General features: G+C 71.5%; 27 protein-coding genes and 4 tRNA genes. 17 read left to right on the plus strand and 14 right to left on the minus strand.

Annotation, left to right across the window (positions count from 1 at the left end; translation table 11 throughout):
* Positions 1–59: 59 nt before the first annotated feature.
* Positions 60–1,316 (minus strand): MraY family glycosyltransferase, encoded by a 1,257-nt coding sequence (locus tag IL992_RS35410; RefSeq protein ID WP_193207677.1) that lies wholly within the window; start codon positions 1,314–1,316, stop codon positions 60–62.
* Between the two features lie 232 nt (positions 1,317–1,548).
* Here IL992_RS35410 and IL992_RS35415 point away from each other — a divergent pair, with 232 nt between their 5' ends.
* Positions 1,549–2,763, plus strand: coding sequence for a cytochrome P450 (locus IL992_RS35415; RefSeq protein WP_193207678.1), 1,215 nt, complete (start codon positions 1,549–1,551; stop codon positions 2,761–2,763).
* Positions 2,764–2,810: 47 nt separating this feature from the next.
* Here IL992_RS35415 and IL992_RS35420 read toward each other — a convergent pair whose 3' ends face one another.
* Positions 2,811–4,304, minus strand: a complete 1,494-nt coding sequence (locus IL992_RS35420) for an LLM class flavin-dependent oxidoreductase (RefSeq protein WP_193207679.1) — start codon at positions 4,302–4,304, stop codon at positions 2,811–2,813.
* A gap of 43 nt (positions 4,305–4,347) precedes the next feature.
* Between IL992_RS35420 and IL992_RS35425 the strand changes: the two genes are divergently transcribed.
* The 4 genes from IL992_RS35425 to IL992_RS35440 all read left to right on the plus strand — a co-directional run bounded on the left by IL992_RS35425 (position 4,348) and on the right by IL992_RS35440 (position 6,893).
* Positions 4,348–5,043 (plus strand): nucleotidyltransferase domain-containing protein, encoded by a 696-nt coding sequence (locus tag IL992_RS35425; protein WP_319019032.1) that lies wholly within the window; start codon positions 4,348–4,350, stop codon positions 5,041–5,043.
* A gap of 48 nt (positions 5,044–5,091) precedes the next feature.
* A complete protein-coding gene (locus IL992_RS35430) occupies positions 5,092–5,967 on the plus strand; it encodes a nucleotidyltransferase domain-containing protein (protein ID WP_193207680.1) in 876 nt (291 codons plus the stop codon).
* Positions 5,964–6,197 (plus strand): hypothetical protein, encoded by a 234-nt coding sequence (locus IL992_RS35435; RefSeq protein ID WP_193207681.1) that lies wholly within the window; start codon positions 5,964–5,966, stop codon positions 6,195–6,197. The genes IL992_RS35430 and IL992_RS35435 overlap by 4 nt, the downstream gene beginning before the upstream one ends.
* Positions 6,198–6,317: 120 nt before the next feature.
* Positions 6,318–6,893: a DUF488 domain-containing protein gene (locus tag IL992_RS35440; RefSeq protein WP_193207682.1), complete on the plus strand. Its 576-nt coding sequence runs from the start codon at positions 6,318–6,320 to the stop codon at positions 6,891–6,893.
* A gap of 74 nt (positions 6,894–6,967) precedes the next feature.
* Here the strand turns inward: IL992_RS35440 and IL992_RS35445 are convergent.
* The 3 genes from IL992_RS35445 to IL992_RS35455 all read right to left on the minus strand — a co-directional run bounded on the left by IL992_RS35445 (position 6,968) and on the right by IL992_RS35455 (position 7,242).
* Positions 6,968–7,042, minus strand: a tRNA-Val gene (locus IL992_RS35445).
* 14 nt (positions 7,043–7,056) lie between these two features.
* Positions 7,057–7,127, minus strand: a tRNA-Cys gene (locus IL992_RS35450).
* 43 nt (positions 7,128–7,170) lie between these two features.
* Positions 7,171–7,242 (minus strand) — tRNA-Gly (locus IL992_RS35455).
* 149 nt (positions 7,243–7,391) lie between these two features.
* Between IL992_RS35455 and IL992_RS35460 the strand changes: the two genes are divergently transcribed.
* Together IL992_RS35460 and hutH are read left to right on the plus strand one after the other, a co-directional pair.
* Positions 7,392–8,198, plus strand: a complete 807-nt coding sequence (locus tag IL992_RS35460) for an ArsR/SmtB family transcription factor (RefSeq protein WP_193207683.1) — start codon at positions 7,392–7,394, stop codon at positions 8,196–8,198.
* A gap of 62 nt (positions 8,199–8,260) precedes the next feature.
* Positions 8,261–9,808 (plus strand): histidine ammonia-lyase, encoded by a 1,548-nt coding sequence (hutH, locus tag IL992_RS35465; protein ID WP_193207684.1) that lies wholly within the window; start codon positions 8,261–8,263, stop codon positions 9,806–9,808.
* Positions 9,809–9,812: 4 nt separating this feature from the next.
* Here hutH and IL992_RS35470 read toward each other — a convergent pair whose 3' ends face one another.
* Positions 9,813–11,033, minus strand: coding sequence for an NAD(P)-binding domain-containing protein (locus tag IL992_RS35470; RefSeq protein WP_193207685.1), 1,221 nt, complete (start codon positions 11,031–11,033; stop codon positions 9,813–9,815).
* A gap of 84 nt (positions 11,034–11,117) precedes the next feature.
* On the opposite strand from IL992_RS35470, the gene IL992_RS35475 reads away from it, so the two are divergent.
* The 3 genes from IL992_RS35475 to IL992_RS35485 all read left to right on the plus strand — a co-directional run bounded on the left by IL992_RS35475 (position 11,118) and on the right by IL992_RS35485 (position 13,934).
* Positions 11,118–12,005 carry a LysR family transcriptional regulator gene (locus IL992_RS35475; protein ID WP_193207686.1) on the plus strand — a complete coding sequence of 296 codons (888 nt, stop codon included), beginning with the start codon at positions 11,118–11,120 and terminating at the stop codon, positions 12,003–12,005.
* A gap of 69 nt (positions 12,006–12,074) precedes the next feature.
* The gene (locus tag IL992_RS35480) at positions 12,075–13,088 is read left to right on the plus strand and encodes a chorismate-binding protein (protein ID WP_193207687.1); all 1,014 of its coding nucleotides are present in this window, start codon (positions 12,075–12,077) and stop codon (positions 13,086–13,088) included.
* Positions 13,089–13,103: 15 nt separating this feature from the next.
* Entirely contained in the window at positions 13,104–13,934 is an 831-nt protein-coding gene (locus IL992_RS35485; protein WP_193207688.1) for an aminotransferase class IV, read from the plus strand.
* 20 nt (positions 13,935–13,954) lie between these two features.
* On the opposite strand, the gene IL992_RS35490 is transcribed toward IL992_RS35485, so the two are convergent.
* On the minus strand, positions 13,955–15,334 hold the full coding sequence (locus tag IL992_RS35490; protein ID WP_319019033.1) for an LVIVD repeat-containing protein: 1,380 nt from the start codon (positions 15,332–15,334) through the stop codon (positions 13,955–13,957).
* A gap of 83 nt (positions 15,335–15,417) precedes the next feature.
* Between IL992_RS35490 and IL992_RS35495 the strand changes: the two genes are divergently transcribed.
* On the plus strand, positions 15,418–16,011 hold the full coding sequence (locus tag IL992_RS35495) for a DUF305 domain-containing protein (protein ID WP_319019034.1): 594 nt from the start codon (positions 15,418–15,420) through the stop codon (positions 16,009–16,011).
* Between the two features lie 3 nt (positions 16,012–16,014).
* Here IL992_RS35495 and IL992_RS35500 read toward each other — a convergent pair whose 3' ends face one another.
* Positions 16,015–16,431 carry an SsgA family sporulation/cell division regulator gene (locus IL992_RS35500; protein WP_036329836.1) on the minus strand — a complete coding sequence of 139 codons (417 nt, stop codon included), beginning with the start codon at positions 16,429–16,431 and terminating at the stop codon, positions 16,015–16,017.
* 465 nt (positions 16,432–16,896) lie between these two features.
* Between IL992_RS35500 and IL992_RS35505 the strand changes: the two genes are divergently transcribed.
* A tRNA-Val gene (locus tag IL992_RS35505) sits at positions 16,897–16,968 on the plus strand.
* Here IL992_RS35505 and IL992_RS49115 read toward each other — a convergent pair.
* Complete coding sequence (locus IL992_RS49115) at positions 16,928–17,311, minus strand: tyrosine-type recombinase/integrase (RefSeq protein WP_404804812.1); 384 nt, start codon at positions 17,309–17,311, stop codon at positions 16,928–16,930. The genes IL992_RS35505 and IL992_RS49115 overlap by 41 nt on opposite strands.
* Positions 17,312–17,666: 355 nt before the next feature.
* Here IL992_RS49115 and IL992_RS35515 point away from each other — a divergent pair, with 355 nt between their 5' ends.
* Positions 17,667–18,233 (plus strand): SMI1/KNR4 family protein, encoded by a 567-nt coding sequence (locus IL992_RS35515; protein ID WP_193207691.1) that lies wholly within the window; start codon positions 17,667–17,669, stop codon positions 18,231–18,233.
* 328 nt (positions 18,234–18,561) lie between these two features.
* Here the strand turns inward: IL992_RS35515 and IL992_RS35520 are convergent, their stop codons facing one another.
* The 4 genes from IL992_RS35520 to IL992_RS35530 form a co-directional block, all read right to left on the minus strand.
* Complete coding sequence (locus IL992_RS35520) at positions 18,562–19,074, minus strand: isochorismatase family protein (protein ID WP_193207692.1); 513 nt, start codon at positions 19,072–19,074, stop codon at positions 18,562–18,564.
* 142 nt (positions 19,075–19,216) lie between these two features.
* The gene (locus IL992_RS46915) at positions 19,217–19,468 is read right to left on the minus strand and encodes a GNAT family N-acetyltransferase (protein WP_319019035.1); all 252 of its coding nucleotides are present in this window, start codon (positions 19,466–19,468) and stop codon (positions 19,217–19,219) included.
* On the minus strand, positions 19,469–19,732 hold the full coding sequence (locus IL992_RS46920) for a GNAT family N-acetyltransferase (RefSeq protein ID WP_226874350.1): 264 nt from the start codon (positions 19,730–19,732) through the stop codon (positions 19,469–19,471). It lies immediately after the preceding gene.
* Between the two features lie 42 nt (positions 19,733–19,774).
* Entirely contained in the window at positions 19,775–20,161 is a 387-nt protein-coding gene (locus IL992_RS35530) for a winged helix-turn-helix transcriptional regulator (RefSeq protein ID WP_193207693.1), read from the minus strand.
* A gap of 102 nt (positions 20,162–20,263) precedes the next feature.
* On the opposite strand from IL992_RS35530, the gene IL992_RS35535 reads away from it, so the two are divergent.
* Together IL992_RS35535 and IL992_RS35540 are read left to right on the plus strand one after the other, a co-directional pair.
* Complete coding sequence (locus tag IL992_RS35535) at positions 20,264–20,887, plus strand: NAD(P)-dependent oxidoreductase (protein ID WP_193207694.1); 624 nt, start codon at positions 20,264–20,266, stop codon at positions 20,885–20,887.
* Between the two features lie 337 nt (positions 20,888–21,224).
* Positions 21,225–23,486: a catalase gene (locus IL992_RS35540; RefSeq protein WP_193207695.1), complete on the plus strand. Its 2,262-nt coding sequence runs from the start codon at positions 21,225–21,227 to the stop codon at positions 23,484–23,486.
* Positions 23,487–23,555: 69 nt separating this feature from the next.
* Here the strand turns inward: IL992_RS35540 and IL992_RS35545 are convergent, their stop codons facing one another.
* Positions 23,556–24,392 (minus strand): helix-turn-helix transcriptional regulator, encoded by an 837-nt coding sequence (locus IL992_RS35545; RefSeq protein ID WP_193207696.1) that lies wholly within the window; start codon positions 24,390–24,392, stop codon positions 23,556–23,558.
* Between the two features lie 74 nt (positions 24,393–24,466).
* On the opposite strand from IL992_RS35545, the gene IL992_RS35550 reads away from it, so the two are divergent.
* Positions 24,467–25,252: a dienelactone hydrolase family protein gene (locus IL992_RS35550; protein WP_319019036.1), complete on the plus strand. Its 786-nt coding sequence runs from the start codon at positions 24,467–24,469 to the stop codon at positions 25,250–25,252.
* Between the two features lie 125 nt (positions 25,253–25,377).
* Positions 25,378–26,715, plus strand: a complete 1,338-nt coding sequence (locus tag IL992_RS35555) for an ammonium transporter (protein WP_193207697.1) — start codon at positions 25,378–25,380, stop codon at positions 26,713–26,715.
* The last annotated feature ends 103 nt before the right edge of the window (positions 26,716–26,818 follow it).

A 26,818-nucleotide genomic window follows, 5' to 3' on the forward strand; every position in this document is an offset into this window, starting at 1 on the left:
GGACCGGTCTGTCCGGTCCCGCCGCCCCGTTCCCGTCGATGAGCCGGGCAGGCTCCCCGTCAGGAGTCGTGCGCGGCCGCTCCCGATGCGGAGCCGTTCACGACGAGCACGCGCTCGCGCTCGGGCACCTCGATGGCCGGGAACGTGCCGGTGTCGACGATCCCGTGCTCCCGGTATGCCGCCTCGATCAGCGCGTACGCCTGGGGTTCGAGCTTCCACAGCGCCCGCCACTCCTTCGCCACGCGGAGCGGGATGCCCACCTCCTGGGCGATGTCGGCGGCGCGGGGAACGTACTTGCGCGCGATCTGCTGGTCCCAGTACTGCCGGGCGGTCCGCAGCTGAGCCGCGCGCTGGGCGGTGTCGACGACGGGCGGCGCCGGCTCGGCCGGGACGTCCTCCTCCTCGTCGTCGATCAGCTCGGCGATGGCCGCGGCGGGCAGCGCCGGGGGAACGGGCTGCTCGGGCTCGGGCGCCCAGGGGACCGGCGGCGCGAGGTCGATCAGCGCGGAGGTGTTGTAGAGCGCGCCGATCTGGGACAGCAGGGCCTCCTGCCGCTTCTCGTCCACGGCCAGGCCGGTGTACTCCACCGCCTGGTCCATCGCCTTGTCGAGCCTGGCCATCGCGGCGCGCACCTTGCGGTCGGACGCCCCGGCCTCGCGCAGCGCGCGGACCCGCTTGGCGGCCAGCGCCACCCTGGTCAGCCTGCGGTGGGCGTCCACCTCGCTCGCCGTACGGTCGCTCGCCTCGGCCAGGCCGATACGGACCAGCACGCGTTCGGGGGTGAGCCGCCAGTTGATGCGGCCCCGGCCGGTGATGCGGACCCGCTCGATGGCCATGCCGCGCTCCCACAGCCACGCGGCCACGAGCGGCGCGGCGAGACGGAAGACGGCCTCGGCGACACTGCGGGCGTCCATGCTCGACAGGACGGCCGACAGGGACGTCAGCACCCACACGGCCAGGCCGTCGATGCCGGCCGAGTAGTTCTCCCGCATGTTGCGGCGCGCGCGTACGGCGCTGGTGATGACGGCGACCTCGATGAAGGCGAACAGCAGGAGCCGCAGCGGCCCGTCGAACCCGAGGACGTCGCCGGAGAAGCGCCACATGCCCTGGGCGGAGACGCCCGTGGCGATGCTGGCGGCGACGATGGTGAGAACGTCCTCGGTGGGCCGGCCGGCCGCCCAGCGGCGGAACAGGCGGATCAGGGCGCGCAGGGCGAAGAAGGCCAGGACCAGCAAGACCAGGGCGATGACGCTGATGATGATCGCTTCGACGGTGTGGGCCGACGCGAAGGCGGTTATTTGGTCAATGGGGGGCATCAGTCACGGTCTCTCGACGTCCGATGGTTTTCCTCGAGATCATTCCAGAATCGCGTCGCCCTTTGGTGCGAAACACGCCTCTCCGTGAACACTCCGTCGCCGGGGGTTCGGAGCTCTCCGCTGGATCATCGCGCCGTCTACGGAGGTGTGGCCGCGGCGGGACATTGACCGGCCCGGGACCGGTACGTACGTTCCAGGCAGCGTGTAGGACAGGCATCGCCGGGAGGCGACGATGGCAGAGCAGTCCGGCGCCACGTGGCCCTGGCCCGACCTTCCACCCGGCCCCATGGGAATTCCCTCGCCCGACCTCGACCGCAGGTACGCGGAAGGCCCCATGGAGCCGGTCACGATGCCGAGCGGGGACCGGGCCCCGATGATCGTCAGGTATGAGGACGTCCGGGCCGTGCTCACGTCCCCGGCAGGCAGCCGCGATCTGCGGGCTCCGGGCCTGCCCAGAATGGTCCGCGGCATGGGACTGGACGACGATCCGGCGGCTCTGATCAACCAGGACCCTCCGGAGCACACCCGCTACCGCCGCATCATGCAGGGCACGTTCACACCCCGGCACATCGAGCGCTGGCGGCCCTGCGCGGCGGCCATCGCGACCGAGCTGCTCGACGCGGCCGGGGAGGAGTTCGACGTGGTCGCCGACTTCGCGCTGCCGCTGCCCGCCCGGGTGATCTGCGAGGTGCTCGGCGTGCCGATGGACCGGTTCGAGCAGTTCCGCGGCTGGACGGAGATGTTCCTGTCCTCCTCCGAGGCGAGCGCCGAAGCCAGGGCGGAGGGGTTCGCCGCGTTCATGGCGTACGCGCGGGACCTGATCGCGGAGCACCGCAGCAGGCCGGGCGACGACCTCATCGACCTGCTCATCTCGGCGCGCGACGGGGAGGACGCGCTGAGCGAGGACGAGCTGACCCACATGGTGTTCACGCTGATCATGGCGGGGCACGAGACGACCGCCTCGATCATCATCCGGGGCGCGTTCCGCCTGCTGTGCCACCCCGGGCAGTACGCGGAGCTGACCGTGCGCCCCGAGCTGCTCGAAGCCGCCGTGGAGGAGATCCTGCGGCACGAGGGGCCGGGAGGGAACGGCCTGCTCCGGCTGGTGACGGAGGACGTCCAGCTGTCCGGCGGCACCGTCCCCGCGGGGACCGTCGTGCTGCCCAACCCGGCGGCGGCCAATCACGATCCCTCGGTGTTCGACGATCCGTGGCGTTTCGACATCCGGCGATTCGCCGGGGGGACGCCCAATCCGCACCTGGCCTTCGGCCACGGTCCCCACTACTGCCTGGGGGCGAACCTGGCCAGGATGGAACTGCAGGAGGCGTTCCGCGCCCTGGTCACACGGCTGCCGCGCCTGCGCCCGCGGGAGGACCTTCCGAGCGTGCGGTGGACCGACGACGGCCTGATCCACCGGCCGCGGCGGCTGCTGGTCGCGGCCGGCTGAGCCCTGGCCCGGCCGGCGCCGTCAGGGGTCTCAGATGTCCCGGATTCTCAGATGTCAAGGTTGAGGCGGGCGATGGGCTCGACGAGCTCCTCCTCCTCGTACCGCAGGTGCGACAGCAGCACGTCCGAGAGCAGGTCCACCCGGTCGCGTACGCCGTCGAGCCGGTCCGGGTCCTCGATCATCGCGACGAGGGCGGCGTCCAGCTCCGTCAGCACTCCGGCGATGACCTCGTGTTCCTGCTCCAGGCGGGCCACGACCGGCGCCAGCGACTCCTGCGCCGCCACCAGCATCGGGAACATGTGCTCGTCCTCGATCGTGTGGTGGGTGGTCAGCAGGCGGCAGTACGACGCGCAGAACGTGCCGAGCGTCCAGTAGTTCTGCCGCATGGTGAGCTCGTTGATCATCGAGCGGAGCGCGGCGGCGTCGGAGCGTCCTGCGGCGACCTGCTCCAGGGCGTCCCTGATCTGGGTCAGTTCCCCGCGCAGGTGGTCGTGGATGAGCACGAGCCGCCGGCCGTTCGCCTGCTGCCGCGGCGGGAGCGCGGCGATGTCCCGCTTGGGCAGCCGCGGCCGGGTGGCCTCGTCGAGCACCGCCCTCGCCGGTGCCCCCTTCGCGATCTCGATCGGGCTCTCGGCGTCCGGACGCGGCCCCCGCGCGCGCTCGCGCGCCACGGCCTCGCGTACGGCGGGGGCCACCTCCTCGGCGAAGACCTTGAGGTCCCTGTCGTCGTCCACGGCCAGCACGAACACGCTCATGCCGTGGCCGAGCGCGAGCCGTGTGAGCCGCTCGGCCCACACGGCAGGCGGCCCGTCGAGGAACCCCTCTCCGGCGACGCCGGAGAACCGGCCCTCGATGTTGTAGGCGCGGCGGATCGCGGCGGGGTCGCGCCCGGCCCGCTCGGCCGCGGCGTCCAGGATCTCGCTCATCGCGCCCAGTTCGCCGGGCGCGGCGTACCCGGACGAGGGCACCCACCCGTCGCCGAGCCGCCCGGTCAGCTCCAGCATGCGCCGCTTGTACGCGCCGAGCCACAGCCCGATCGGATGCGGGGGGAACGGCCCCGGCCGCGCGCCGTCCAGCCGGTAGTGCCTGCCGTCGAGCCGCACGCCCTCGTCGCCCGGGGTCCACAGCGCGCGGAGGACCGCGACGGCCTCCTCCAGCGCGTCCACGGCCTCGCCGGGGCTGTGGCGCGGGCCGCCCATGGCCGCGATGCCGTCCCAGAACGCCCCGGAGCCGAGCCCCAGCTCGACCCGGCCCCCGCTCAGGATGTCGAGGGACGCGGCGGCCCTGGCGAGCACCGCCGGCGGCCGCAGCGGCAGGTTCACCACGTCGGGGAACAGCCGCACCCGCTCGGTGCGTCCCGCGAGCGTGGACAGCAGCGTCCAGCTGTCGAGGAACGCCGGCAGGTAGGGATGATCCTGGATGCCGATGATGTCGAGCCCGATCTCGTCGGCCAGCACGGCCTGCCGGACGATCCGGTGATGCCCCGCCGCGTCGGGCGTGAGAAACGCCCCGAACCACAGCTCGTGTCCGAAGTCGGCCATTAAATCGCTACCTTTCCGCGTCCCGGACCGGGAGCCTACCTTCGTGACAAGATCCGGCGACATGACCCTGGCGGCCCCCGGCGGCACCGTCCTGTCGGTCGTCATCGGCTCGCGCGCGTACGGGCTGGAGACCGAGGAGTCGGACGTCGACAGGCGGGGCGTGTTCGTGACGCCCACCCCGATGTTCTGGCGGCTCGACAAGCCGCCTGACCACCTGGAGGGGCCGCTGCCCGAGCAGTTCTCGTGGGAGGTCGAGCGGTTCTGCGTGCTCGCGCTGGAGGGCAATCCGGCCGCGCTGGAGTGCCTGTGGTCGCCGCTGGTGGAGCTGGTCACTCCGGTGGGGGAGCGGCTGCTGGCGCTGCGCCGCGCGTTCCTGTCCGGCAAGGCGGAGCGGGCGTTCGCGGGATCGGCCGCCCGGCAGTTCCGCCGTCTCGGGCCGGAGGACCCGCCCCGGCCGGACGGCGACGGCAGGCGCTGGAAGATGGCCATGCACATGATCCGGCTGCTGCTGGGCGCCGCGCATCTGGCTCGGCACGGGGAGCCGCTCGTCGAGGTGGGCGCCCACCGCGACCGGCTGCTCGCCGTACGGCGGGGGGAGACGCCCTGGCCCGAAGTGCTGGAGTGGCGCGGGCGGCTGCTCGCCGAGGTGGACGAGCGGGCCGGGAGCGCGCTGCCGGAGCGGCCGGACCGGGCGGCCGTGGAGGAGTTCCTGATCGACGTGCGGAGGTCGGCTCTGTGACCGTGATGAAAGAGGAGGCGTCGTGACCGTGCTGGGAGGGGAGGCGTCGTGACCGCCGTGCTGCCGTCCTGGCTGCCCGAGGTGGCCGCGGGTGAGCGGCACCCGCTGGCGTTCGCCACCGTGAGCGGCGCGCATCTGTACGGGTTCCCCTCGGTGGACTCGGACGTGGACCTGCGGGGCGTGCACGTGCTGCCGGCCGAGGAGGTCGTCGGCCTGCGCACGGGTGAGGAGACCGTGACCCGCTCGTGGATTCGCGAGGGCGTGGAGGTCGACCTCGTGACCCACGACCTCGCCAAGTTCTGCCGGCTGCTGCTCGGCCGCAACGGCTACGTGCTGGAGCAGCTCCTGTCGCCGCTGGTCGTGACCACCTCCCCGGTGCACGAGGAGATGCGCGCCCTCGCGCGGGGCTGCCTGACCCGGCACCACGCCCACCACTACCTGGGTTTCGCACGCACCCAGCGGCGGCTGTTCGACCGTACAGGGGAGCTGAAGCCGCTGCTCTACGCGTTCCGGGTGCTGCTGACGGGCATCCACCTCATGCGTACGGGCGAGCTCGTCGCCGACCTCACCCTGCTCCTCGACGGCGGGCCGCCGTACCTGCCCGGTCTGGTGGAGGCCAAGCGGGCGGCCGAGCACGGCGGGCTGCCGGACGGCGCGCCCGGCGGGGAACGGCTCGCGGCCGACCTCGACGCGCTCACCGCCCGCCTTGAGGACGCCAGGGACGCCTCCGCACTGCCGGACGCCCCGTCGGCCCACGACGCCCTGCACGACCTCGTCGTACGGACCCGCCTCGCCGGCCGCTCATCGGGGGACCGAACGGTGAAACAGGACGGGGACACGCGAACAACGCGGGGTGGCGCACTGTACGCGGGGGCCATCGCGGATAATGGGCCAAGCCGCCATCATCCCAGGAGAACGCTTTGACCACTCAGTTCGGCAAAGACAACCTCGACCTGGCCGCGAGCGCGGAGGCACTGGCCGACAGCGCGCCCACCGGATCGCTGCGCCACGCGGCCGCCAAGTCGGTCGCGATCACCTTCGCCACGACCCGTGACGCCGATCAGGCACGCAGCACCCTGAACGGCATCTCGCCCGCAGACGTACGGCAGGCCGCGCTGGAGCTCTTCGACGAGCTCTCCGCCCGCGCCGACTGACCCGCGCGACGTGCGGGAACCGGCCGCCCGGCGTGCCCGGGCGGCCGTCCCGTCGCCGTGCCTTCCCGCGTCCCCCTGGCGCTCACCGGCGAGTCGCAGGGTCCATGGGGGGAGCGCGGAATGAGCGAGCCGGTGCCGGAGGGCGTCGCCGCGGGCGACACCGCCGATGCCCGCGTGACGCTGCTGACGTTCGGGCACGGCACCGCGCCGCGCGGACACCTGATCCCGCTGCTGCACGCGGCCGATGCGCGGGAGGTGGTCGACGTCCGGACCGCTCCCGGCAGCAGGCGCAACCCCGACGCCGGCCGCGCGGCGCTGGCGAGCTGGCTGCCCGAGGCGGGGATCGGCTATCGATGGGACAGGCGCCTGGGAGGGTTCCGCAGGGCGGCTCCCGACTCACCCGACGTCTTCTGGGAGAACACCTCGTTCCGGGGATACGCGGGCTACTCCCGGCATCCGGACTTCCTGGCGGCCATGGACGAGCTGCTCGCGCAGGCGTGCGCCGTCCGGACCGCCGTGATGTGCGCGGAGGCCGTGTGGTGGCGCTGTCATCGGCGGATCATCGCCGACTTCGCCGTCCTCGTGCGGGGCGCGCGCGTGCTGCACCTGGCGCACGACGGAAGGCTCACCGAACACACGCCGACCTCCGGCGCCCGTCTGCGCGACGACGGGCTCCTCGTCTACGACCGGGTGTGAAGCAGGACTGCGCCACCGGAGGCGGACGAGCGAAAGGCCGGATCCCTCTGGGATCCGGCCTCTGCCGTACTAGGTGGTGGGCGATACTGGGATTGAACCAGTGACCTCTTCCGTGTCAGGGAAGCGCTCTCCCGCTGAGCTAATCGCCCTTGGATGAACCAAGAGGTGGAGACGGGATTTGAACCCGTGTACGCGGCTTTGCAGGCCGCTGCCTCGCCTCTCGGCCACTCCACCGTGTCGAGCCGCACAGTGTGAAGCTCCACAGTGTCAAGCTCCGAGCGGAAGACGGGATTCGAACCCGCGACCCTCACCTTGGCAAGGTGATGCTCTACCACTGAGCCACTTCCGCGTCCCCGGCTCTGTCCGGCCGGGCTCACGGGAAGACTTTATCCAATGTCCCGCCGACTCCCCAAATCAACGGCGTTCTCCCTGCTCACACCGCGAGTTCCGGTCGATGCTTCCAGCTAGGTCGAACCGTCCCCGCGTTAGCGTCGAAGCATGTCCGCGATACATGACCGCACACACGCCGCGATCTCCGGGGCCGCCGGAGGCGTGCCGGAGCACGGGACGCCCGAGATCGTTGGAAATGCCGAGATCACAGGGAACGCCGAGATCGCGGGAGACGCCGACATCGCCCCCGTCGCGGCCCTGATCGCGGACGGCGCCCGCGCCGCCATGCTCACCGCGCTGCTCGACGGCAGGGCGCTGGCGGCGGGCGAGCTGGCCAGGATCGCGGGCGTGAGCGCCCCCACCGCGAGCTCCCATCTGGCCCGGCTCCTCGACGGAGGCCTGGTGACCGTGGTCAAACAGGGACGGCATCGCTACTACCGCCTCGCCGGCCCCGACGTCGCCCGCACTCTCGAGGTGCTGGCCCGGATCAGCGGGCGCGTCGCCGTACGGTCCCTGCGGCAGTCGCGGCAGGCCCGGCTGCTGCGGGAGGCGCGCAGCTGCTACGACCACCTGGCCGGCCGGGTGGGGGTCGAACTGTACGACGCGCTGGTGCGCGAGGGGTGTTTGATCGAGGCCGACGGCGGCTGCCTGCTGACCGCGAGCGGCGCGGACGCGCTGACGGAGCTGGGCGTGGACGTGGAGCGGGTGCGCCGCGCCCGCCGCAGGTTCGCCCCCGACTGCCTCGACTGGCTGGAGCGCCGCCCGCACCTCGGCGGAGCGCTCGGCGCCGCGGTCCTGGACCGGCTCCTGGCGCGGGAGTGGCTGGTGCGCGGCACGGTGCCGCGCGCCCTGCGGCTGACCGGCCCGGGGCGGGAGGGGTTGGAGAGGATCTTTGGATGTAAGGACCTAACCTGAGATACGCTGGTTACTCGCCACGCGCGCAGGGCGCGAGCGGCACGACGTGAAAGAGTGGGACGATGCACGACAACGAGGTCGTGGGCGTCGGCCCGGGACCGCTCGCCTTCGACGACGTGGTCCGGGTCGCGAGGTACGGCGCACAGGTCCGCCTGACGGACGACGCGATCGCCGAGATGGCCGCGTCGCGGGGGAGGGTCGAGGAGCTCGCGGAGGCCGACACTCCGGCCTACGGGGTCTCCACCGGTTTCGGCGCCCTCGCCACCCGGCACATCGACCCCACGCTCCGCGCCCAGCTCCAGCGCAGCCTCATCCGCTCCCACGCGGCCGGCTCCGGGCCCGAGGTGGAGACCGAGGTCGTGCGGGCCATGATGCTGCTGCGCCTGCGTACGCTCGCCACCGGGCACACCGGCGTGCGCCCGGCCACGGCCCGGGTGCTGGAGTCCCTGCTGAACGCCCGGCTCACCCCGGTCGTCCACGAGTACGGCAGCCTCGGCTGCTCGGGCGACCTCGCCCCGCTCTCCCACGTCGCCCTGACGATCATGGGCGAGGGCGTCGTGAGGGACGCCGAGGGCCGCCTGCGGCCCGCCGCGGAGGCGCTCAAGGAATACGGCATCGAGCCGGTCGAACTGGCCGCCAAGGAGGGGCTCGCGCTCGTCAACGGCACCGACGGCATGCTCGGCATGCTGGTGCTCGCGCTGCACGACCTGTCGCGGCTCCTCACCACCGCCGACATCAGCGCCGCGATGAGCGTGGAGGCGCTGCTCGGCACCGACTACGTGTTCGCGGCCGACCTGCAGGCGCTGCGGCCCCATCCCGGCCAGGCCCTGGCGGCGGCCAACATGCGGACGCTGCTCGCCGGCTCGGGCGTGATGGCCTCCCACCGCGACGGCTCCTGCACCCGCGTCCAGGACGCCTACTCCCTGCGCTGCGCCCCCCAGGTCGCCGGCGCCGCCAGGGACACCCTCGCCCACGCCTCAGCCGTCGCCGCCCGCGAGATCGCCAGCGCCATCGACAACCCCGTCGTGCTCGCCGACGGGCGGGTGGAGTCCAACGGCAACTTCCACGGCGCCCCGGTGGCGTACGTCCTGGACTTCCTGGCCATCGCGGTGGCCGACCTGGCCTCGATCGCCGAACGGCGCACCGACCGCATGCTGGACGTGGCGCGCAGCCACGGCCTCCCGGCGTTCCTCGCCGACGACCCGGGGGTGGACTCCGGGCACATGATCGCGCAGTACACCCAGGCGGCGATCGTGTCCGAGCTCAAGCGGCTGGCGGTGCCGGCGAGCGTGGACTCGATCCCGAGCTCCGCCATGCAGGAGGACCACGTCTCAATGGGCTGGTCGGCGGGCCGCAAGCTGCGCCGCGCCGTCGACGGGCTCACCCGCGTGCTCGCGATCGAGCTGCTGACCGCCGCCCGCGCGCTCGACCTGCGCGCGCCGTACACGCCGGCGCCGGGGACGGGCGCGGTCGTCGCGGCACTGCGCGAGCCGGTGGCCGGGCCGGGGCCGGACCGCTTCCTCGCACCGGAGATCGAGGCGGTCGTCCGGCTCGTCGAGAGCGGCGCCGTGGTCGCCGCCGCCGAGTCCGCGGCCGGCCCCCTGGCGTAGGACTTCAGAGGGCGGCGACCACCTCGACCTCGATCACCAGGCCGGGCCGGAACAGCCGCTCGACCTCCACGGTCGTACTGGCGGGCGGCTCGCCGGTGAGGAAACGGCTGCGGACGGCGGCGTACTCGTGCAGCCGGTCCATGTCGGTCAGGAACGTCCTGATGTGCAGGATCCGGTCGAAAGACGAGCCCTGGTCGGCCAGGATCCGGCCCAGGTTCTCCATCACGACCTCGGACTGCCGGGTCATGTCGCCCTCGCCGTCGACCTTTCCGTCCTCGTCCAGCGCCACCTGCCCGGACACGAACAGCAGGTCGCCGAAGCGTACGGCGTGGGAGTAGTACCCGTTGGTCGCCGGGACGGAGGGCGGGTTGACCGCGCGCACGTCCTTCGGCGTGGGGGTCTCCGCCGCCCGGGACGCCGCGAACGGGACGACGGCGGTGAGGTCGTGCTCCGCCAGCCCGGCCGCGACCGCCCCCGCGAGCAGGTCGCGGGCGGCGGCGGTCACCGTCTGGCGCCTCCCCGGCCCCTCCGTGGCGAGGCGCAGGTCCTTGGCGGCCAGGCCGAGGGCGTACCGCGTCTCGAACGGGCCCGACTCGACCACCGGCCGCAGCCGCTCCGCGAGACCGGCCAGGGGCGTCGCCCCGAGGACGTCCAGGAGGGCGGTACGGCCGACCCCGAGGTCGTCCGCGTAGGCCAGCGTCTCGGCCAGCCCCACCTGGGCGGTCACCAGCGCGCTCATCACGGCGAGCTTGGCCGCGGCGCCCGATCCCGGCCCGCCCGCCTCGTGGACCCTCCCGAAGACCCGCAGCACGTCCGACACCCGGTCGAGGTCCTCGCGACGGCCCCCGGCGAGCACGACAAGGGCGCCCTCGGCGGCCGGGCCCACGCTGCCGAGCACCGGCGCGTCGACCAGGCCCACGCTCTCGGGGAGCAGGCCGCGCAGCCGCCGCACCGCGTCGGGGCCGATCGTGGACATCTCCACCAGCACCGACCCCGGCCGCAGCCCCGGCAACGCCGTCCGCACCACCTCGGACACCGCATCCGGATCGCTCAGCATGGTGATGACAACGTCCGCTCCGGCGACGGCCGCGGCGGGGGAGGGGGCCGCCTCCGCGCCCGGCACGTCCCGTGGCGTACGGTTCCACACGGCCACCTTGTGACCGGCGGCGACGAGGCGGCCGGCCATCGGGACGCCCATGCGTCCCAAGCCAAGAAAAGCAATCATGTCCTGGACGCTATGGGAGGAACAAGTCATTCCACCAGCGACTAGATTGCATGGCGCCCATTCCCCTCGCTCATGGATCGGAGCATGTTCGACACCGACGCGCTTGTACTGCTCGACGTCGTGGCCCGTACGGGGTCGTTCACGGCCGCCGCGGTGCAGCTCAACTACACCCAGTCAGCCGTGTCCCGGCGCATCGCGTCCCTGGAGGCCCAGGCGGGCGGCCCGCTGTTCGCGCGGCTGCCCCGGGGAGTACGGCTGACGCCTGCGGGCCGGACGCTGCACCGCTACGCCCGGGAAGTGCTGGAGCGGCTCGGCCGGGCGGGGGAGGAGCTTTCCGCCATCCACCAGGGCACCGGCGGGCGGCTGCGGGTCGGCGCGTTCGCCACGGCCAACGCCGTGCTGGTCCCCGCCGCCCTGCGCGAGCTGCGGGCGTCCCGCCCCGAGGTGGCGGTCAGCATGATGGAGGGCCTGAGCACCGCGCTCATGGACGGGCTCGGCCGCGCGGAGATCGACATCGCGGTGGTGAGCGACTATCCCTCCGGCCTGGGGGCGGGTCCCGAGGTGGAGGTCACCCGCCTGATGGAGGACGAACTGCTCGTCGCCCTCCCCGCCGACCACCCGCTGGCCGGGTGCGAGAAGGTGGACCTGCGCGACCTGCGCGACGAGAGCTGGATCGAGGGCGCCCCACCCGGCACCGTGACCATGCTCGGCGCCGCCTGCGCCCGGGCCGGCTTCGCGCCCAGGGTCGACCTGCGGATCGGGGAGTGGACCGGCAAGCTCGGCTACGTGGCCGCGGGGCTCGGGGTGACGCTGGTGCCCGCCATGGCCGCGCCCGCCGTACGCGGGGACGTGGCGCTTCGGTCGCTCGGCCAGTTCGCGCCGCGCCGCACCGTGTACGCCGCCCTGCCCCGCACGGCCCCGCTCCCGGCCGCCCGCGCGCTGCTCGCCCTTCTGGCTCGCCAGGCCCTCTGATTCACGGCTTCGGCCCGGCAGCCACGGGGACGGCACGTGTTTCCGGCGCAGAGGCGGGAGAATGGACCCGTGTACGACGCCTTCGCCCACATCGGGGGGCACCTGGCCACCGGCCTGCGGGAGGTGACCACCGACCTGACCGCCCTCGACGGCTCCGGCTGGTGGGCGGTGGTCGTGTCGTACGAGGGGAAGGTCGTCTGCGCGCGCTTCGACCAGGTGCGGCCCGCTCCGCTGCCCCCGCCGCGCGGCCCGTGGCGGGGACCCGCCCGCGACGCCTGGGCCACGTCTCTCGACCGTGAGGGGTACGAGCGGGGCGTCCAGCGGATCAGGGACTACATCGAGCAGGGGGAGGTCTACCAGGCCAACCTCTGCCGCGTCCTGTCCGCGTCGCTGCCCTCTCCGGACGTGGACCCCCTCGCCCTCGCCGTACGGCTCGCCGAGGGCAACCCCGCGCCGTACGCGGCGGTGGTCGGCGTGCCGGGGCTGACGGTCGTGTCGGCCTCGCCGGAGCTGTACCTGTCCAGGAGCGGCGAGGTGGTCGAGTCCCGGCCCATCAAGGGCACCGGCGTGACGGCGGACGATCTCCTCGACAAGGACTACGCCGAAAACCTCATGATCGTCGACCTCGTTCGCAACGACCTCGGTCGTGTGGCGGAGGTAGGCTCTGTGACCGTGCCCTCGCTGTTCGCGGTCGAGGAGCACCCCGGGCTCGTGCACCTGGTGTCCACGGTGCGGGCGCGGCTCGCCGGCGGCGCCGGCTGGCCGGAGCTGTTCGCCGCCACCTTCCCTCCGGGTTCGGTGACCGGAGCGCCGAAGTCCTCGGCGCTGCGGATCATCAACGAGCTCGAACCGGAGCCCCGCGGGCCGTACTGTGGGGCCGTGGGCTGGGTCGACGCCGACCGGCGCGAGGGGGCGCTGGCGGTCGGCATCCGCACCTTCTGGATCGAGCACGACACGATCCGGTTCGGTACGGGAGCGGGCATCACCTGGGGGTCCGACCCCCGGAGGGAATGGCACGAGACCGAGCTCAAGGCCGCCCGGCTCATCGGCCTCGCGTCCGCGGGCGGGCCGCGACATCGGTAACGAACGGAGCAGGAGATGTCTGTACCCATCTGGGTGAACGGGGAGCTGTACGAGCCAGACAAGGCCGTGGTCTCGGTGTACGACCATGGGCTGATGGTCGGCGACGGCGTGTTCGAGACGGTCAAGGCGGTGAACGGGGAGTCCTTCGCGCTGACCCGCCACCTCGACCGGCTGGCGCTGTCGGCCAAGCGGATGGACCTGCCCGAGCCCGACCTCGCCGCCATCGCCGACGGTGTCCGCCGCTGCCTGGCGGCCGCGCCGAAGTGGCCGCTGGCGCGCATCAGGATCACCTACACCAGCGGCCCGGGCCCGCTCGGCTCCGACCGGGGGGCGGCCGGCACGAACGCGATCGTCATCGTGGGCGAGCAGGCGCCGTTCCCCGCCACGGCCGACGTCACCGTGGTGCCCTGGCCCCGCAACGAGCGCGGCGCGCTGGCCGGCGTCAAGAGCACCTCCTACGGCGACAACGCCAAGGCCCTGGCGTACGCCAAGGAGCGCGGCGGCGCCGAGGCGATCTTCGAGAACCTCGCCGGGAACCTGTGCGAGGGCACCGGGAGCAACATCTTCATCGTCACCGGCGGGCGCCTGGTCACCCCGACGCTCTCCTCCGGCTGCCTGGCCGGCGTCACCCGCGCGCTCACCCTCGAATGGTGCGGCGGCGAGGAGGCCGACGTGCCGATCTCGGCGCTCTACGAGGCCGAGGAGGCGTTCCTCACCTCCACGACCCGCGACATCCAGCCGATCAGGGCGGTGGACGGCACGGTGCTGCCGCAGGCGCCCGGGCCGGTCACGCTGGAGGCCATGAAGGTCTTCGCCGAGCGTTCGGCGGCCGACCTCGACCCGTGACCGCCCTGGTCTCGTGATGGTCAGTAGGAGCGCTGGCTCTGGGCGTTGAGCTCCTTCAGGCGTACGGCCTTGGCGGGATCGGTGCGGGGATCGTCCAGGCGCAGCACGTCGAGGCCCTTGGTGATGTCGCTGGAGTAGATGTAGCCGTTGTAGTAGTAGGCCGACCAGGAGCCGCCGAGATGGAGATCCGGCGGCAGCGGCCCGCGCTCGAAGTAGGCGATCTCCTGCGGGTGGGCGGAGTCGGTGAAGTCCCAGACCGAGACTCCGCCCATGTACCACCCCTGGACCATCACGTCGCGGCCGGGGACGGGCACCAGCGCGCCGTTGTGGGCCACGCAGTTCTCCTCGGCGCCCTGGGCCCGGGGGATCTTGAAGTAGCCCTGCCGTACGAGCCTGCGCTCCGGCGTCAGCGCGTAGATCGCGTCCGCGCCCTTGGTCGCGCTGACCGAGGGCAGGCAGGTGGCGGCCATCCCGCCGCCCATCTCGTCGCTGAAGACGACCTTGGTGCCCTCGTTGTCGAACGTGGCCGAGTGCCAGATGGAGAAGTTCTTCTCGTCGCGTACGGTCTGCAGCAGTTTGGGGCGCACCGGGTCGGAGATGTCCAGCAGGACGCCGTCGCCGAAGCACGCGCCCGCGGCCAGGTGCTTCTCGGGGTAGACGGTGATGTCGTGGCAGCCGCCCGTCTCCTCCTCGCCCGCCGGCCTGCCTGCGAACAGTTCGGGCTTGGCCACCACCCGCGCCTTGCCGGGGTCGCCGACGGGGACCTCCACGATCGAGATGTTCTGGTGGGGTGGCGCGCAGTTCGTCGTGTCCGGCTCAGGGCCGGGGGAGGAGACGTACAGGTAGACCGTGCCGGCGTCCCTGCCCGGCACGATCGCGTGCGTGTGGGAGCCGCACTCCGTGCGTACGGACTTCAGGTAACGCGGATGAGCCTTGTCGGAGATGTCGAAGACCCGGATGCCCTCCCACGCTCCCGCGGCCGCCGGGTCTCCGGCGTCGCTCGCGCAGGTGTCGTCCGTACGGGGCTCGTCCACCGACAGGAACAGCAGGTCGCCGGAGACCGAGATGTCGTTCTGGCCGCCGGGGCACTCCACCCGGGCGACGGCCTTGGGATGCTCCGGGTCGCCGATGTCGTGCACCGTGAAGCCCCGGTAGTTGCCCACGAACGCGTAGCGGCCCTGGAACGCCAGGTCGGTGCCCCAGTCGTCCGGGCCGTCGAACGGCGCCGCCAGGGGGACGTTGGCGACCAGCTTGATGTTGGGGCTGTGCCTGATCTCGTCCTGCCCCGGGATGCCCGTCGGGGCGGCCGCCGGGGCCGGCGCGGGCTCGTCGGAGGCGCAGGCCGGGGCCAGGAGGAGGACGGACGCCACCAGCGCGGCCTTCAGCCTCGGTCTGCTCACATCGCCCCCATGTCCGCGGATCATCGCCCACTATGGAAGTTATGTCGAGCCCGCGGCCGGTGCGGACCGGATTGGTAACGGTTGTGCTGGCAGTTGCGCCGGCGCTGGCCGCCTGCTCGTCCGGGGCCGCTCCACCGGCGCGCGCCGACGCCCCGGTGATCGTCCCCGGCGCTCCCGGGCAGTCCGGTTCGGCCTCTGCCTACCCGTCGGCGCAGGCGGGGCCGGTGGCGGCTGACGTGCGGTTCGCCGAGGCGATGATCCCGCATCACCGGCAGGCGCTGGAGATGGCGGGGCTGGCCGCGGCGCGTACCGGCGACCCGCTGGTGACGGCGGTCGCGGACCGTGTGGTGGACGGACAGCGCCCGGAGATCGCCGTGATGGAGTCGTGGCTGCGGGGGCTGGGCCGCACCCCTCCGCCCGCGCACGATCACGGGGCGGGCGGCTACGGCATGGCGAGCGAGGAGGAGCTCAGCCGGCTGCGTACGGCGCGGGGGCGCGCCTTCGACACGCTGTTCCTCAGGCTGATGATCCGGCACCACGAGGGCGCGGTGAGCATGGCGGCGCAGGAACTGCGCCGGGGACGGGACCGGGCCATGCGGACGATGGCCCAGGACGTCGTCTCCGGACAGCAGATCGAGATCGCGCGGATGCGGGACATCCAGCGCAGGCTGGGCTAGCCCTTAGGAACTCCAGAGCATGTTGGTGAGCTCCTCGTCCAGGTCCATGAAGTCGGTCTCACGGCCGGCGGGGACGAGCTCGTAGGTCCGATGCAGGAACTCGGTGAGGGGGGCCAGGGGCACCTCGAACAGGGCCTGGCCGAAGGGCGAGGTGAGACTGATGTTGAGCGTCCGTTCGCCGTCCGACCGGGCCGGCCAGACCTGGACGTCTCCGTCTCCCACGCGCCGCACGATGCCCACGGTCAGCAACTCGCGGGCGAAGATCCACTCGACCGGCTCGTCATTCCCCACGTGGAAGGCCATCCGAATGGCGTACGGATCCTCGGCCGTGTAGCTCAGGCCGGCGAGCAGGGGGACGGTCGTACGGTCGGGGACCACAAGCCGAAGGCCTAGCTCGGCAGAGACGGTGGTGCTGTTCATCGTCAGCCAAACCTTTTCGTCGTCGGGTCCCCTGTCAGGGGCTTTCACTGCGTCTTCACTGTGCGGTCGGGCCTCGCCGGGCGCTCGTGCTACGAGACGAACGAAGAGACCCGTAGGAAAGATTCCGCCTCCAGGCCCTTCTGTAACGCACATCACAGCTTGACATTCGGTCATCTACCAGCTCAAACATCACCAACAGGCTTGTCCTTACCTCTGCTTTGCGTGTCGGCGGGGCCGCGCCGGCGATGCCATTGCGGGCGAATGATCTCAGGTCGTGCGTATAGGTCGAGCATGGAGCATCACGATGCTATGACACCACACCCCCACGCCGGGGACGGTCTGGCGAACCTTTCGAAGGTGTTGACGAAGGCGGGACGATCGAGCCGACCGGGCCGTGCTTTCGCCATCACCCCCTCGAGTGCGGTATGGTTTTCCCCGTCGGCGTCGCAAGGCGCAGACGATCCCGGGCGATTAGCTCAGCGGGAGAGCGCTTCGTTCACACCGAAGAGGTCACTGGTTCGATCCCAGTATCGCCCACACGATCAAGGCCCGTCGGAGACCGCCTCTCCAACGGGCCTTCTCGCTGTTCAAAGCTTTGGCGGTAGCTCGGGTCCTCCCCTGGGCGAGATCGGCGGCGCTGACCGCGTCGGGCTCCTGGGGCCGATCGGGAGCGGGAGTCAGCGAAGACCGCCTGAGCCCTGCCGTAGTGGTCGCGCCAGGAGTGCGTGTAACGGTTGAGCGTCCTGAGCATCTGCTCGTGTCCGAGGAGGCGCGCCACGTCGTTCATGGGGAAGCCGTCGGAGATGAGCCATGTGGCGCAGCAGTGGCGCAGATCGTGGAACCGCAGCCCCTCGGCCGCGTGCTTGGCGACGTGCGCCACGGCCTCCCGGTGGGTCGGGAACTCCTGGCGGTGCTCCAGGCCCTCCCTGTCCTGCCAGACGTCGAGGAAGACATCAGGTTGACGTGCACGCGAGGCCGGCCTTGACCCTCCGTCCCCGGCCCGCTGCCGCTCCTGGTGGGTCGACGGCGAACGAGGTGATCAGGGGTGGAGAACAACGTGCGGGCCCGCACATACCTGCGCCAGGGAGCATAGGGACAGCAAGAACTCAGCCCTCACCGGTCCGGCGGTTGCCGATCGACTGCTGCATACGGCTACGCGTAAAGCGTGCCGTAGCTGGAATTGTGATGCCCTACGTCGGATGAAATGTCGGTCATGAGGGATATCTTCACTCGCTATGAGTGCCCAGTACGCATGGCCTGAACTCTTCCCTGCAAGGCATCCGGTGACCGAGGGTTCTGATCACCCGGCGGTCAGTCCACTCGGCGATCTGTATCCCCCGGCTACCGAAGCAGAGATTCGCGAGCTTGAAGAGCGGCTGGGTGTGGAGCTGCCGCCGAGTTACCGGCAGTTTCTCCTGTTCGCCAACGGGTGGGGCAGCGACGATGACTGCTGCCTGCTGCGTGTCGAAGAAGTCGGCTGGCTCCGTGATGTCGATCCCTCGATCGCCGGGAGCTGGTCAGCGCCCAAACCGGAGAACTCATGGAGCGTGCCCGACGAGCTCTACTTCGTCTACGGACCGGAGCAGGACTCCATCCATTACAGAGGGGAGTATGTGCCCGACGCCCTTCTGATCGGATACTGGGATGACGGAGTGGCTCTCCTCAATCCCCACGTCAGCACCGCTGAAGGTGAGTGGGAAGCCTGGTATCTAGCGCCGTGGCTGCCCGGTGCTAGGCGCTACAGGTCCTTCTGGGACCTAGCGATGGACGAACTGAGGATCGGCGTCTACCGGGTTCGCTAGTGCTGGACAGGGCGGCCTCGTCTACGACGTTGTTCATACGAGCAGTGCCGGGAACTTGGTGCGCGTCACAGTCCTCGAAGCTGACAGCTTGTATCGGACGTTGATTACCAGCGGGTGGCGGCGACCACCCGGGACCAGATTGGAGCAGGTTGCCCGCGCGTCCCAGAGTCAGCGAAAAGTCAGCAGACCCGCTGACATGGGAGCGCAGCCGAGACCAATGGACGTCACCATCGCGGCACCTGACAGCACCGGATGGCATCCGGCAATCAGGAGCGATGCCCTCACCGGGGTTCACATCGAAGCCATCCGCTACCACTCCGTACTGCTCTCACTCCAGTGCTGCCACGACCTCGGCGGTGGTGCTGACAGTGGCGATGCGCGGGAAGATGTAGTCGAAGGCGAACTCGTGGGCGTGTGCGTCGAGTGCGGTGACCGCGTCCTCGGGCAGAATCACCGTGAAGCCGAACTCGTCGGCGAAGCGCGCGGTCTGCTCGACGCCGAAGTTCGTGGCGATTCCGGTGATGATCAGGGTGTCGATGGCGCGCTTACGCAATGCCTCCTCCAGCCGGGTGTTGTGAAAGGCGCCCCAGGTGTGCTTCACGATCTCCAGGTCGCCGAGCACCCCTTCCGCCAGTTCGCTGCCCGGCGGCTGCTCTGCGACGCCCGGCCGCTCGACCCGTACGGCGACGACGAGCCCTCCCGCCTTTCGCACCGCCTCGGCCAGAGCGAGGGAGCGGGCGACCACGGCAGATCCGGCGTGTGGTGCCGTGGGCTGCTCGACGATGCGCGTCATCAGATCGATGAGGAGCAACGCGGTGCGGCGAGGATCCAGTGACTCCATGATCGGCATGGTAGCGATTCGTTCTCGGGCCGGTGGATCCGTACGGCGGCCGCCATCTCACCGGCTGCCGATCGTGGTGTCGCCCTCGCACGAGCACCGATGAGCCCCCCGGGACGGCGAGTACCGGGGGGCTCACGGTCGGTCAGTGGCGGTTGCCGGCTCCGTCTCTCAGGGCCTTCACCAGCACGTGTTTCCTGCCCGTGCCGTCACGCAGCAGGTCGCCCGGCTCTCCGGTGTCCTTGAAGCCGTGGCGTCCGTACAGGGCGATGGCCCGGCCGTTGTCCGGCATCACGGACAATCGCAACGTCCTCGCCGCCCGGTCCGTCACGGCCCACCGCTCGACCTCACTGATCAGCCGATCTGCCACCCCTTCGCCCCGAACCGAGGGACTCACTCAGAGGGAGATCAGCTCTGCTTCGCCGGTCGTCTCGGCGGGAATGCCGCTGACCATTCCGACCGGGCGGTCGTCGATCATCGCGATGACATTGTGGGAACCGGGAATCGCCAGGCGCGCCCGCCAGCGTTCCTCGCGGTCGCCTTCCCCCTGCCACTCCGACAACGTCGAACCGAACGCCTGCGGCGCCTCGGCAAGCGCGGCGAGCCGCAGCCCGCGCCAGATCGGCCAGTCGTCTTCGCTCAGGACACGTAATTCGATCACTGTCAGACAGTGCCCGACAGGCGGCCACGGCGCCAACCGGTGTCAGCCGGCGCGGTCGAGGCGGGCGGCGTCGTCGTACGCCTCGCGGGCGTCGAGCAGTTCGTCCCAGTGCTCCGCCACCCAGGCGTAGGCGACCGCCAGCGGTTCGAGCAGGCTGCGGCCGAGCGGGGTCAGTTCGTACTCGACATGCGGGGTGGCCTCGGCGTAGACGGTGCGCAGGACCAGACCGTCCCGTTCGAGGGACCGCAGCGACTGGGTGAGGACCTTGGGCGTGACGCGGTTCAGTGGCACGCGTAGCTCGGAGAACCGGCGCGGCCCGTGCTCCAGGCAGCGGATGATGAGCGGCGCCCACTTGTCACCGAATCGGATCGGATTGAGCGAGGACGGACACAGCTCGTCGAACATGTCGGCGGGCAGGGGTTCCCTCATGGCCTCACGATAGCCGGTATCCCGGCGGTAACCGCGGCTCCGGATAGCGTCCGGGCATCGGCCGGGCACACGGGCTCCGGCCCTGGTGAGAGGTGGTTCGTCATGAACATCGTGGTTTTCGGAGCGGGCGGCCGGGCCGGGCGGCAGGCGGTCGCGGAGGCGCGCCGGCGCGGCCACGAGGTCACCGCCGTGGTGCGCGACCCCGCAGGCCACGGCGACTTGGGCGACGTGCGGGTGGTGGCGGGCGACGTCACGGACCCGGTGAGCGTCGAGCGCGCGGCCGCCGGGCATGACGCCGCCATCAGTGCCGCCGCGGACCTGTCCGTGTCACCGCACGACTTCTTCACCACGTCGGCCCGCGCCCTGTCCACCGGCCTGGCGAAGGCGGGCGTACCCCGCCTGGTGGTGGTCGGTCTCGCATCGGTCATGCCCGGGGCGTCGGGTGCTCCCCTGATGGACGAGCCCGGCTACCCCAACGAGTACCGCGCCTTCTCCCTCGGCCACGCCGCAGGCCTCGAGGAGCTTCGGACCTGCGACCTGGACTGGCTGTACGTGGCGCCCGCAGGCGACTTCGACCATGGCGGCACGCGCGCCGGCCGGTATCTGCTCGCCGATCACGGCGACATGGCCAGCCGGATCACGTACGCGGACTTCGCGATCGCGCTGCTCGACGAGGTCGAGGCGCCCCGCCACCACCGCGCCGCCATCAGCATCCGGGAGGCGTGACGCCCGAGGTGCACGATCAGCCGAACCATGGGTCGCCGAGCACATCCGTCGTTCCGAGAAGACCGGCGGCCGGCCACGTCCGGGCGTGAACGACGTGCTGCCGGCGACCCGGGGCCGGAGAACCGGCGAGCCGCCCGGCCCGCGCGACCAGCTCGCCACCCGGTCACTACACAATTCGCCGAACTCCGGTTCACGTCTACCAGCTCGTCCGGCCAAGCGCGGCCACCGCCCGGGCTCCTGAAGCGGCGTCCGGCGGCGCGGGCGCATGTTTCGGCCTCCTACCTGCGGGTAATGCGGCGCGGACGTGCCCGTACCGCTCCGTGGAGGAACTCGCCGTATGGATGCCAGCAAGCCTGCCAAGGCCGTCAAGGACGTCGTGGAGAACGCCGCCGAGAAGGTGGCCGACTTCCTGACGCCGGACGTTCCCGGCTCGCCGGGCAGTGCCCCGGCGACCGTCGAGGAGCCGACGACGCCACGCGACCCGCTGCCGCCGAAGAAGGAACAGGGCGCTCCCGAGACCGTCACGCCGACCGGAGCGGAGACCGGCGCGCCCGCCACGTCCAAGGGTCAGCAGGGCGCCTACCTGACCACCGCGCAGGGGGCGCGGCTGCGCGACACCGACCGCTCGCTGAAGGCGGGTGAGCGCGGCCCGACCCTGCTGCAGGACCACCACCTGCGCGAGAAGATCACGCACTTCGACCACGAGCGCATTCCTGAGCGCGTCGTCCACGCCCGGGGCGCGGGTGCGCACGGCGTGTTCGAGGCGTACGGCACCGCCTCGGCGGTGACCAGGGCCGGCTTCCTCAAGAAGGGGAAGAAGACCGACGTCTTCGTGCGGTTCTCCACCGTCCTCGGCTCGCGCGGATCGGCCGACACGGTCCGCGACACCCGCGGCTTCGCGACGAAGTTCTACACCGACGAGGGCACCTTCGACCTCGTCGCCAACAACATCCCGGTGTTCTTCATCCAGGACGGCATCAAGTTTCCCGACGTCATCCACGCGGGCAAGCCACACCCGGACCGGGAGATCCCCCAGGCGCAGAGCGCGCACGACACGTTCTGGGACTTCGTCTCCCTGCATACCGAGGCGCAGCACCACACCATGTGGAACATGTCCGACCGTGGGATCCCGCGCTCCTTCCGGATGATGGAGGGCTTCGGCGTCCACACCTTCCGGCTGGTCAACGAGGCCGGGGAGACGGTGCTGGTCAAGTTCCACTGGAAGCCCAAGCTCGGGGTGCACTCCCTGACCTGGGAGGAGGCGCAGATGCTCGGCGGGATGGACCCGGACTTCCACCGCCGCGATCTGTACGACGCGATCGAGGCCGGCGCCTACCCCGAGTGGGAACTCGGCATCCAGGTGTTCCCGGACACCCCCGACCAGACCTTCGAGGGCATCGACCTGCTCGACCCGACCAAGATCGTGCCGGAGGAGCTCGCGCCGGTGCAGCCCATCGGGAGGATGACGCTCGACCGGACGCCCACGAACTTCTTCGCCGAGGTCGAGCAGGTCGCCTTCCACGTCGGCCACCTGCCGCCGGGCATCGACGTCACCAACGACCCGTTGCTGCAGACGCGGCTGTTCTCCTACCTCGACACGCAGATCACCCGGTTGGGCGGCCCGAACTTCGCGCAGATCCCGATCAACCGGCCGCACTGCCCGGTCAACGACATGTTGCGGGACGGCTTCCACCAGCACGCCGTGCACGCCGGGGTCGCGCCGTACCGGCCGAACTCCCTCGACGGCGGCAACCCGTTCGTCGCCGGTGACGCGGAGAACGCGTTCGTCGACACACCGGTCGAGGTCGCCCGGGCGAGGAAGGTCCGCGCGAACCCCGTGTCCTTCGACGACCACTTCAGCCAGGCCCGCCTGTTCTGGCTGAGCATGTCGCCCGTGGAGAAGGAGCACATCGTCCGCGCCTACACCTTCGAGCTGGGCAAGTGCTACGAGCAGGCGATCAAGGAGCGTCAGCTCCAGTGCCTGGCGAACATCGACCCGGTCCTCTGCCGGGAGGTCGCCACCGGGCTGGGCCTTCCCGCGCCGGAGCCGACCCTGCCGCTCGCCGACCCGGCGCCGAGCCCCGCGCTGTCGCAGGTGGGCAAGGAGTGGCCGGCCGACGGCCGCGTGGTCGGCATCGTCGTGGACGACGGCGCCGACCTCGACGGCGTACGCGACCTGCGCAGGGATGTGTTCGCCGCCGGCATGGTGCCGCTGCTGATCGCCCCGCACGGCGGCGTGCTGGGCGACATGCCCGTGCAGCGGACCTTCGCCACCGCCCGGTCGATCGAGTTCGACGCTCTGCTGGTGGCGGCCGCGCCGGCGCCGGCCCCCGACGCCCTGCCCGCGCGCGACGCCAAGGCGGGCGCCGGCGACACCGCCGCGGTCGACCCGCGGGTGACGCTCATGATCGAGGAGTGCTGGCGGCACGCCAAGGCGATCGGCGCCTGGGGCGCGGGCGCCAAGCTGCTCGCACAGGCCGGACTCTCCGGCACACCGGGCGTGGTCTCCGGTGACTCCGCCATGGAGGTCTTCACCGCCGTGCGGCGGCTGATGGCCGCCCACCGCGTCTGGGAACGGTTCCCCGCCTCGGTGGCCTGACGCTCCACATCGGGCGTCGGCAGGGTCTCCTCCCATGATGCAGGACCGGGGGAGGAGCCCGCCGGGCCGCTACCCGGAGGCGATCAGCTCCGCGATCCGCGCCTGGTCGGAATCCGCGGCGAGGAAGGCGACGAGCTTCTGCTCGACGTCGTCGGCGGTGAGGAGGACGACGTGCCGCAGTTCGAGCTCGCCGAGGAGCGGATGCCGCAGTCTCTTGGTGCCCGAACTCAGCGGCGCGATGTCGTGCCGCGGCCACCACGCGCGTACCTCAGGGCTGGCGGCCGTGAGCCGCGCGGTCAACTCCTCGAAGCCGTGGTCGCCGGGGTGGCGGGCGGCAGCGGAGCGGAAGCGCGCGAGCAGCGCGGAGGCCTCCTGTTCCCACTCGACGAAGACGGTTCGCGCGGCCGGGTCGGTGAACATCCACCAGAGCATGTTGCGGGCGTCGGGCGCCAGCAGGAGCCAGTCGGTCCACAGCGCCCGGGCGGCGCGGTTGGCCGCGAGCACGTCCCAGCGCCGTCCCGTGACGTAGGCGGGACACGGGTCGAGCCGGTCGACGAGCGCCGCGACGGCGGGTGGAAGGCTCTCCCCTCCGGGCGCGACGACCGGTGGCGCGGCAGGGTGGACGAGCTCGTACAGGTGCGCGCGCTCGGCGGCGCCGAGGCGCAGAGCGCCGGCCAGCGCGTCGAGGACCTGACGCGAGGGGCGCACGTCCCGGCCCTGCTCGAGGAACGCGAGGTAGGTCGGGGAGATCGCCGCCAGTGTGGCGACCTCCTCCCGCCGCAGGCCGGGTGTACGGCGCCGGGCGCCCGAGGGAAGCCCGACGTCGGCGGGGCGCAGGCGGTTTCTCCGGGAGCGCAGGAAATCGCCCAGTTCCCTCGGCCGTGCGGGATCGACGTCATCGGTCATGGTGATCCTGATACTGCCGTTACTAGCATGAACGTCCTGTGGTTACGACTATCGGGCGACGTTAGCGTCGTCTCGTGACTACACGATCTTCGCGTGCTCCGCACCGGATCCTCACCGAATCGGTTGAGACGACCGTCGCCGACGGGTCGCGGATGGGCGCCTTCCTCGCCCGCCCGGCCGGCCCCGGGCCCTTTCCCGGCGTCGTGGTGGCGATGGAGCTCTTCGGCGTCAGCGCCCACGTCCGCGACGTCTGCGAGCGGCTCGCCTTGGACGGTTACGTCGCGATGGCGCCGGACCTCTACCACCGCGTCGCCCCCGGGATCGAACTCCCGCACGACGCGGCGGGCCGCGAGCGCGGCTTCGATCTTCTGCACCGGCTGACGCGGGACCAGGTGGTGCACGACGTGCGCGCCGCCATGGATCACCTGCGGACGCGTGGCTGCGCGCGCGTCGGCATGGTCGGCCTGAGCCTCGGAGGCCACGTGGCCTACCTCGCGGCCACCCGCCTGGACCTCGCGGCGGTGGCCGTCGTCTACGGCGGCTGGATCCCGGCCGCCGACATCCCCCTCAGCCGTCCGGAACCGACGCTCGCGCTGACCCCCGGCATCACCGGGCGCGTGCTGCTCCTCGTGGGCACCGAGGACCACGTCGTTCCGCCGGACCACCGCCGGATGATCGCGGACGCGCTGCGGGCCGCCGCCGTACGCCATGAGATCGTCGAATATGCCGACGTCGGTCACGGGTTCCTCTGCGACCGCCGCGATACCTTCGACGCCGCGGCGGCCGATGACGCCTGGCGGCGCGTCCGGGAGCTCCTGGCCGAAGAACTCGTCGAGCATGGTTCGGTGAGAAGCCGGTAACGCGCTCGCAATAAGAAACATCGCAGTAACACTCCCGAATACGCCATGAAACGGCCAACGGTGAGTCTCATGGTGCGCCCGTGGCGGAACCTGCGGACGACCATCGTGAGGAGTGTGAGGCGATCATGCCGGTGAAGGTAGATGGCGGCGCCACCGCCTGGCTCCTGGCCTGTACCGCGCTCGTCCTGCTGATGACGCCGGGCCTGGCCTTCTTCTACGGCGGGATGGTCCGGGCCAAGAGCGTGCTCAACATGATCATGATGAGCTTCGTCTCGATCGCCCTGGTCACCCTCGTCTGGCTGGCCGCCGGATACAGCCTGGCGTTCGGCCCCGACATCGGGGGACTGATCGGCGGCCTGGCCCACGTGGGGCTGCACGACATCACCACAGGGTCGGTCACCGGGCAGGTGCCGACGCTGCTGTTCGCGACGTTTCAGCTCACGTTCGCCGTCATCACCGCGGCGCTGATCAGCGGCGCCATCGCGGACCGGGCCCGCTTCTCGGCCTGGATGGTCTTCGTCCCGGTGTGGGCGCTCGTGGTCTACGCGCCCATCGCCCACTGGGTGTGGGGCCCCGGCGGCTGGATCCACGCCATGGGCACTCTCGACTACGCGGGCGGCCTGGTCGTGGAGATCACCTCGGGGGCCTCCGGGCTCGCCCTGGCGCTGGTGCTCGGGCCGCGGATCGGGTTCAAGGCCGAGGCCATGCGACCGCACAACCTGCCCCTGGTGCTGCTCGGCGCCGGGCTGCTGTGGTTCGGCTGGTTCGGATTCAACGCCGGTTCCGCGCTGGCCGCGGACGGCACCGCCGCCGCCGTCTTCCTCAACACCCTGGCCGCGGGATGCACCGGCCTGCTGGGCTGGCTGCTGGTGGAGCAGCGCCGCGACGGCCACCCCACCACGTTCGGGGTCGCCTCGGGCGTCGTGGCCGGGCTGGTCGCGATCACACCGTCGTGCGGCTCGGTCGACGTGCTGGGCGCCCTGGCGATCGGCCTGGCCGCGGGCATGATCTGCTCGCAGGCGGTCGGCTGGAAGTTCCGGCACGGCTACGACGACTCCCTCGACGTGGTCGGCGTGCATCTGGTCGGGGGCATCGTCGGCACCCTGCTCATCGGGCTGCTGGCCACCCGCACGCTCACCGGCGCCGACGGCCCCCGGGGCCTGCTGTACGGCGGCGGCCTGGCCCAGCTCGGCAAGCAGGCGATCGCGGTCCCGGTGGTCGCGCTGTACGCCTTCGCGGTCACCTACGGGATCGGCAAGCTGATCCACCGGCTGATGGGTTTCCGCGTCAGCGAGGAGGACGAGGTGTCCGGCGTCGACCTGGCGCTGCACGCCGAGACCGCCTACGACCACGGCGTGCTCGACCACGCCGTCCGGCGGAGCGTGTCGGCCCCGGTCCGTGACCGCGCCCGTGAGCAGACCCGTGACCACACGCGTGACCACACCCGGGACCAGGGCCGATGACGTGCGGGGGATCGGCGCCCCGGCCATCGATGGTTGAGCCGGTCCCCGTGCCGGACCACGACACCCCAGGATGTCCGGCCGGGTGAGATTCGCCTTTTGCGCG

Source organism: Microbispora sitophila (assembly GCF_014892245.1).
Lineage (GTDB): Bacteria > Actinomycetota > Actinomycetes > Streptosporangiales > Streptosporangiaceae > Microbispora > Microbispora siamensis.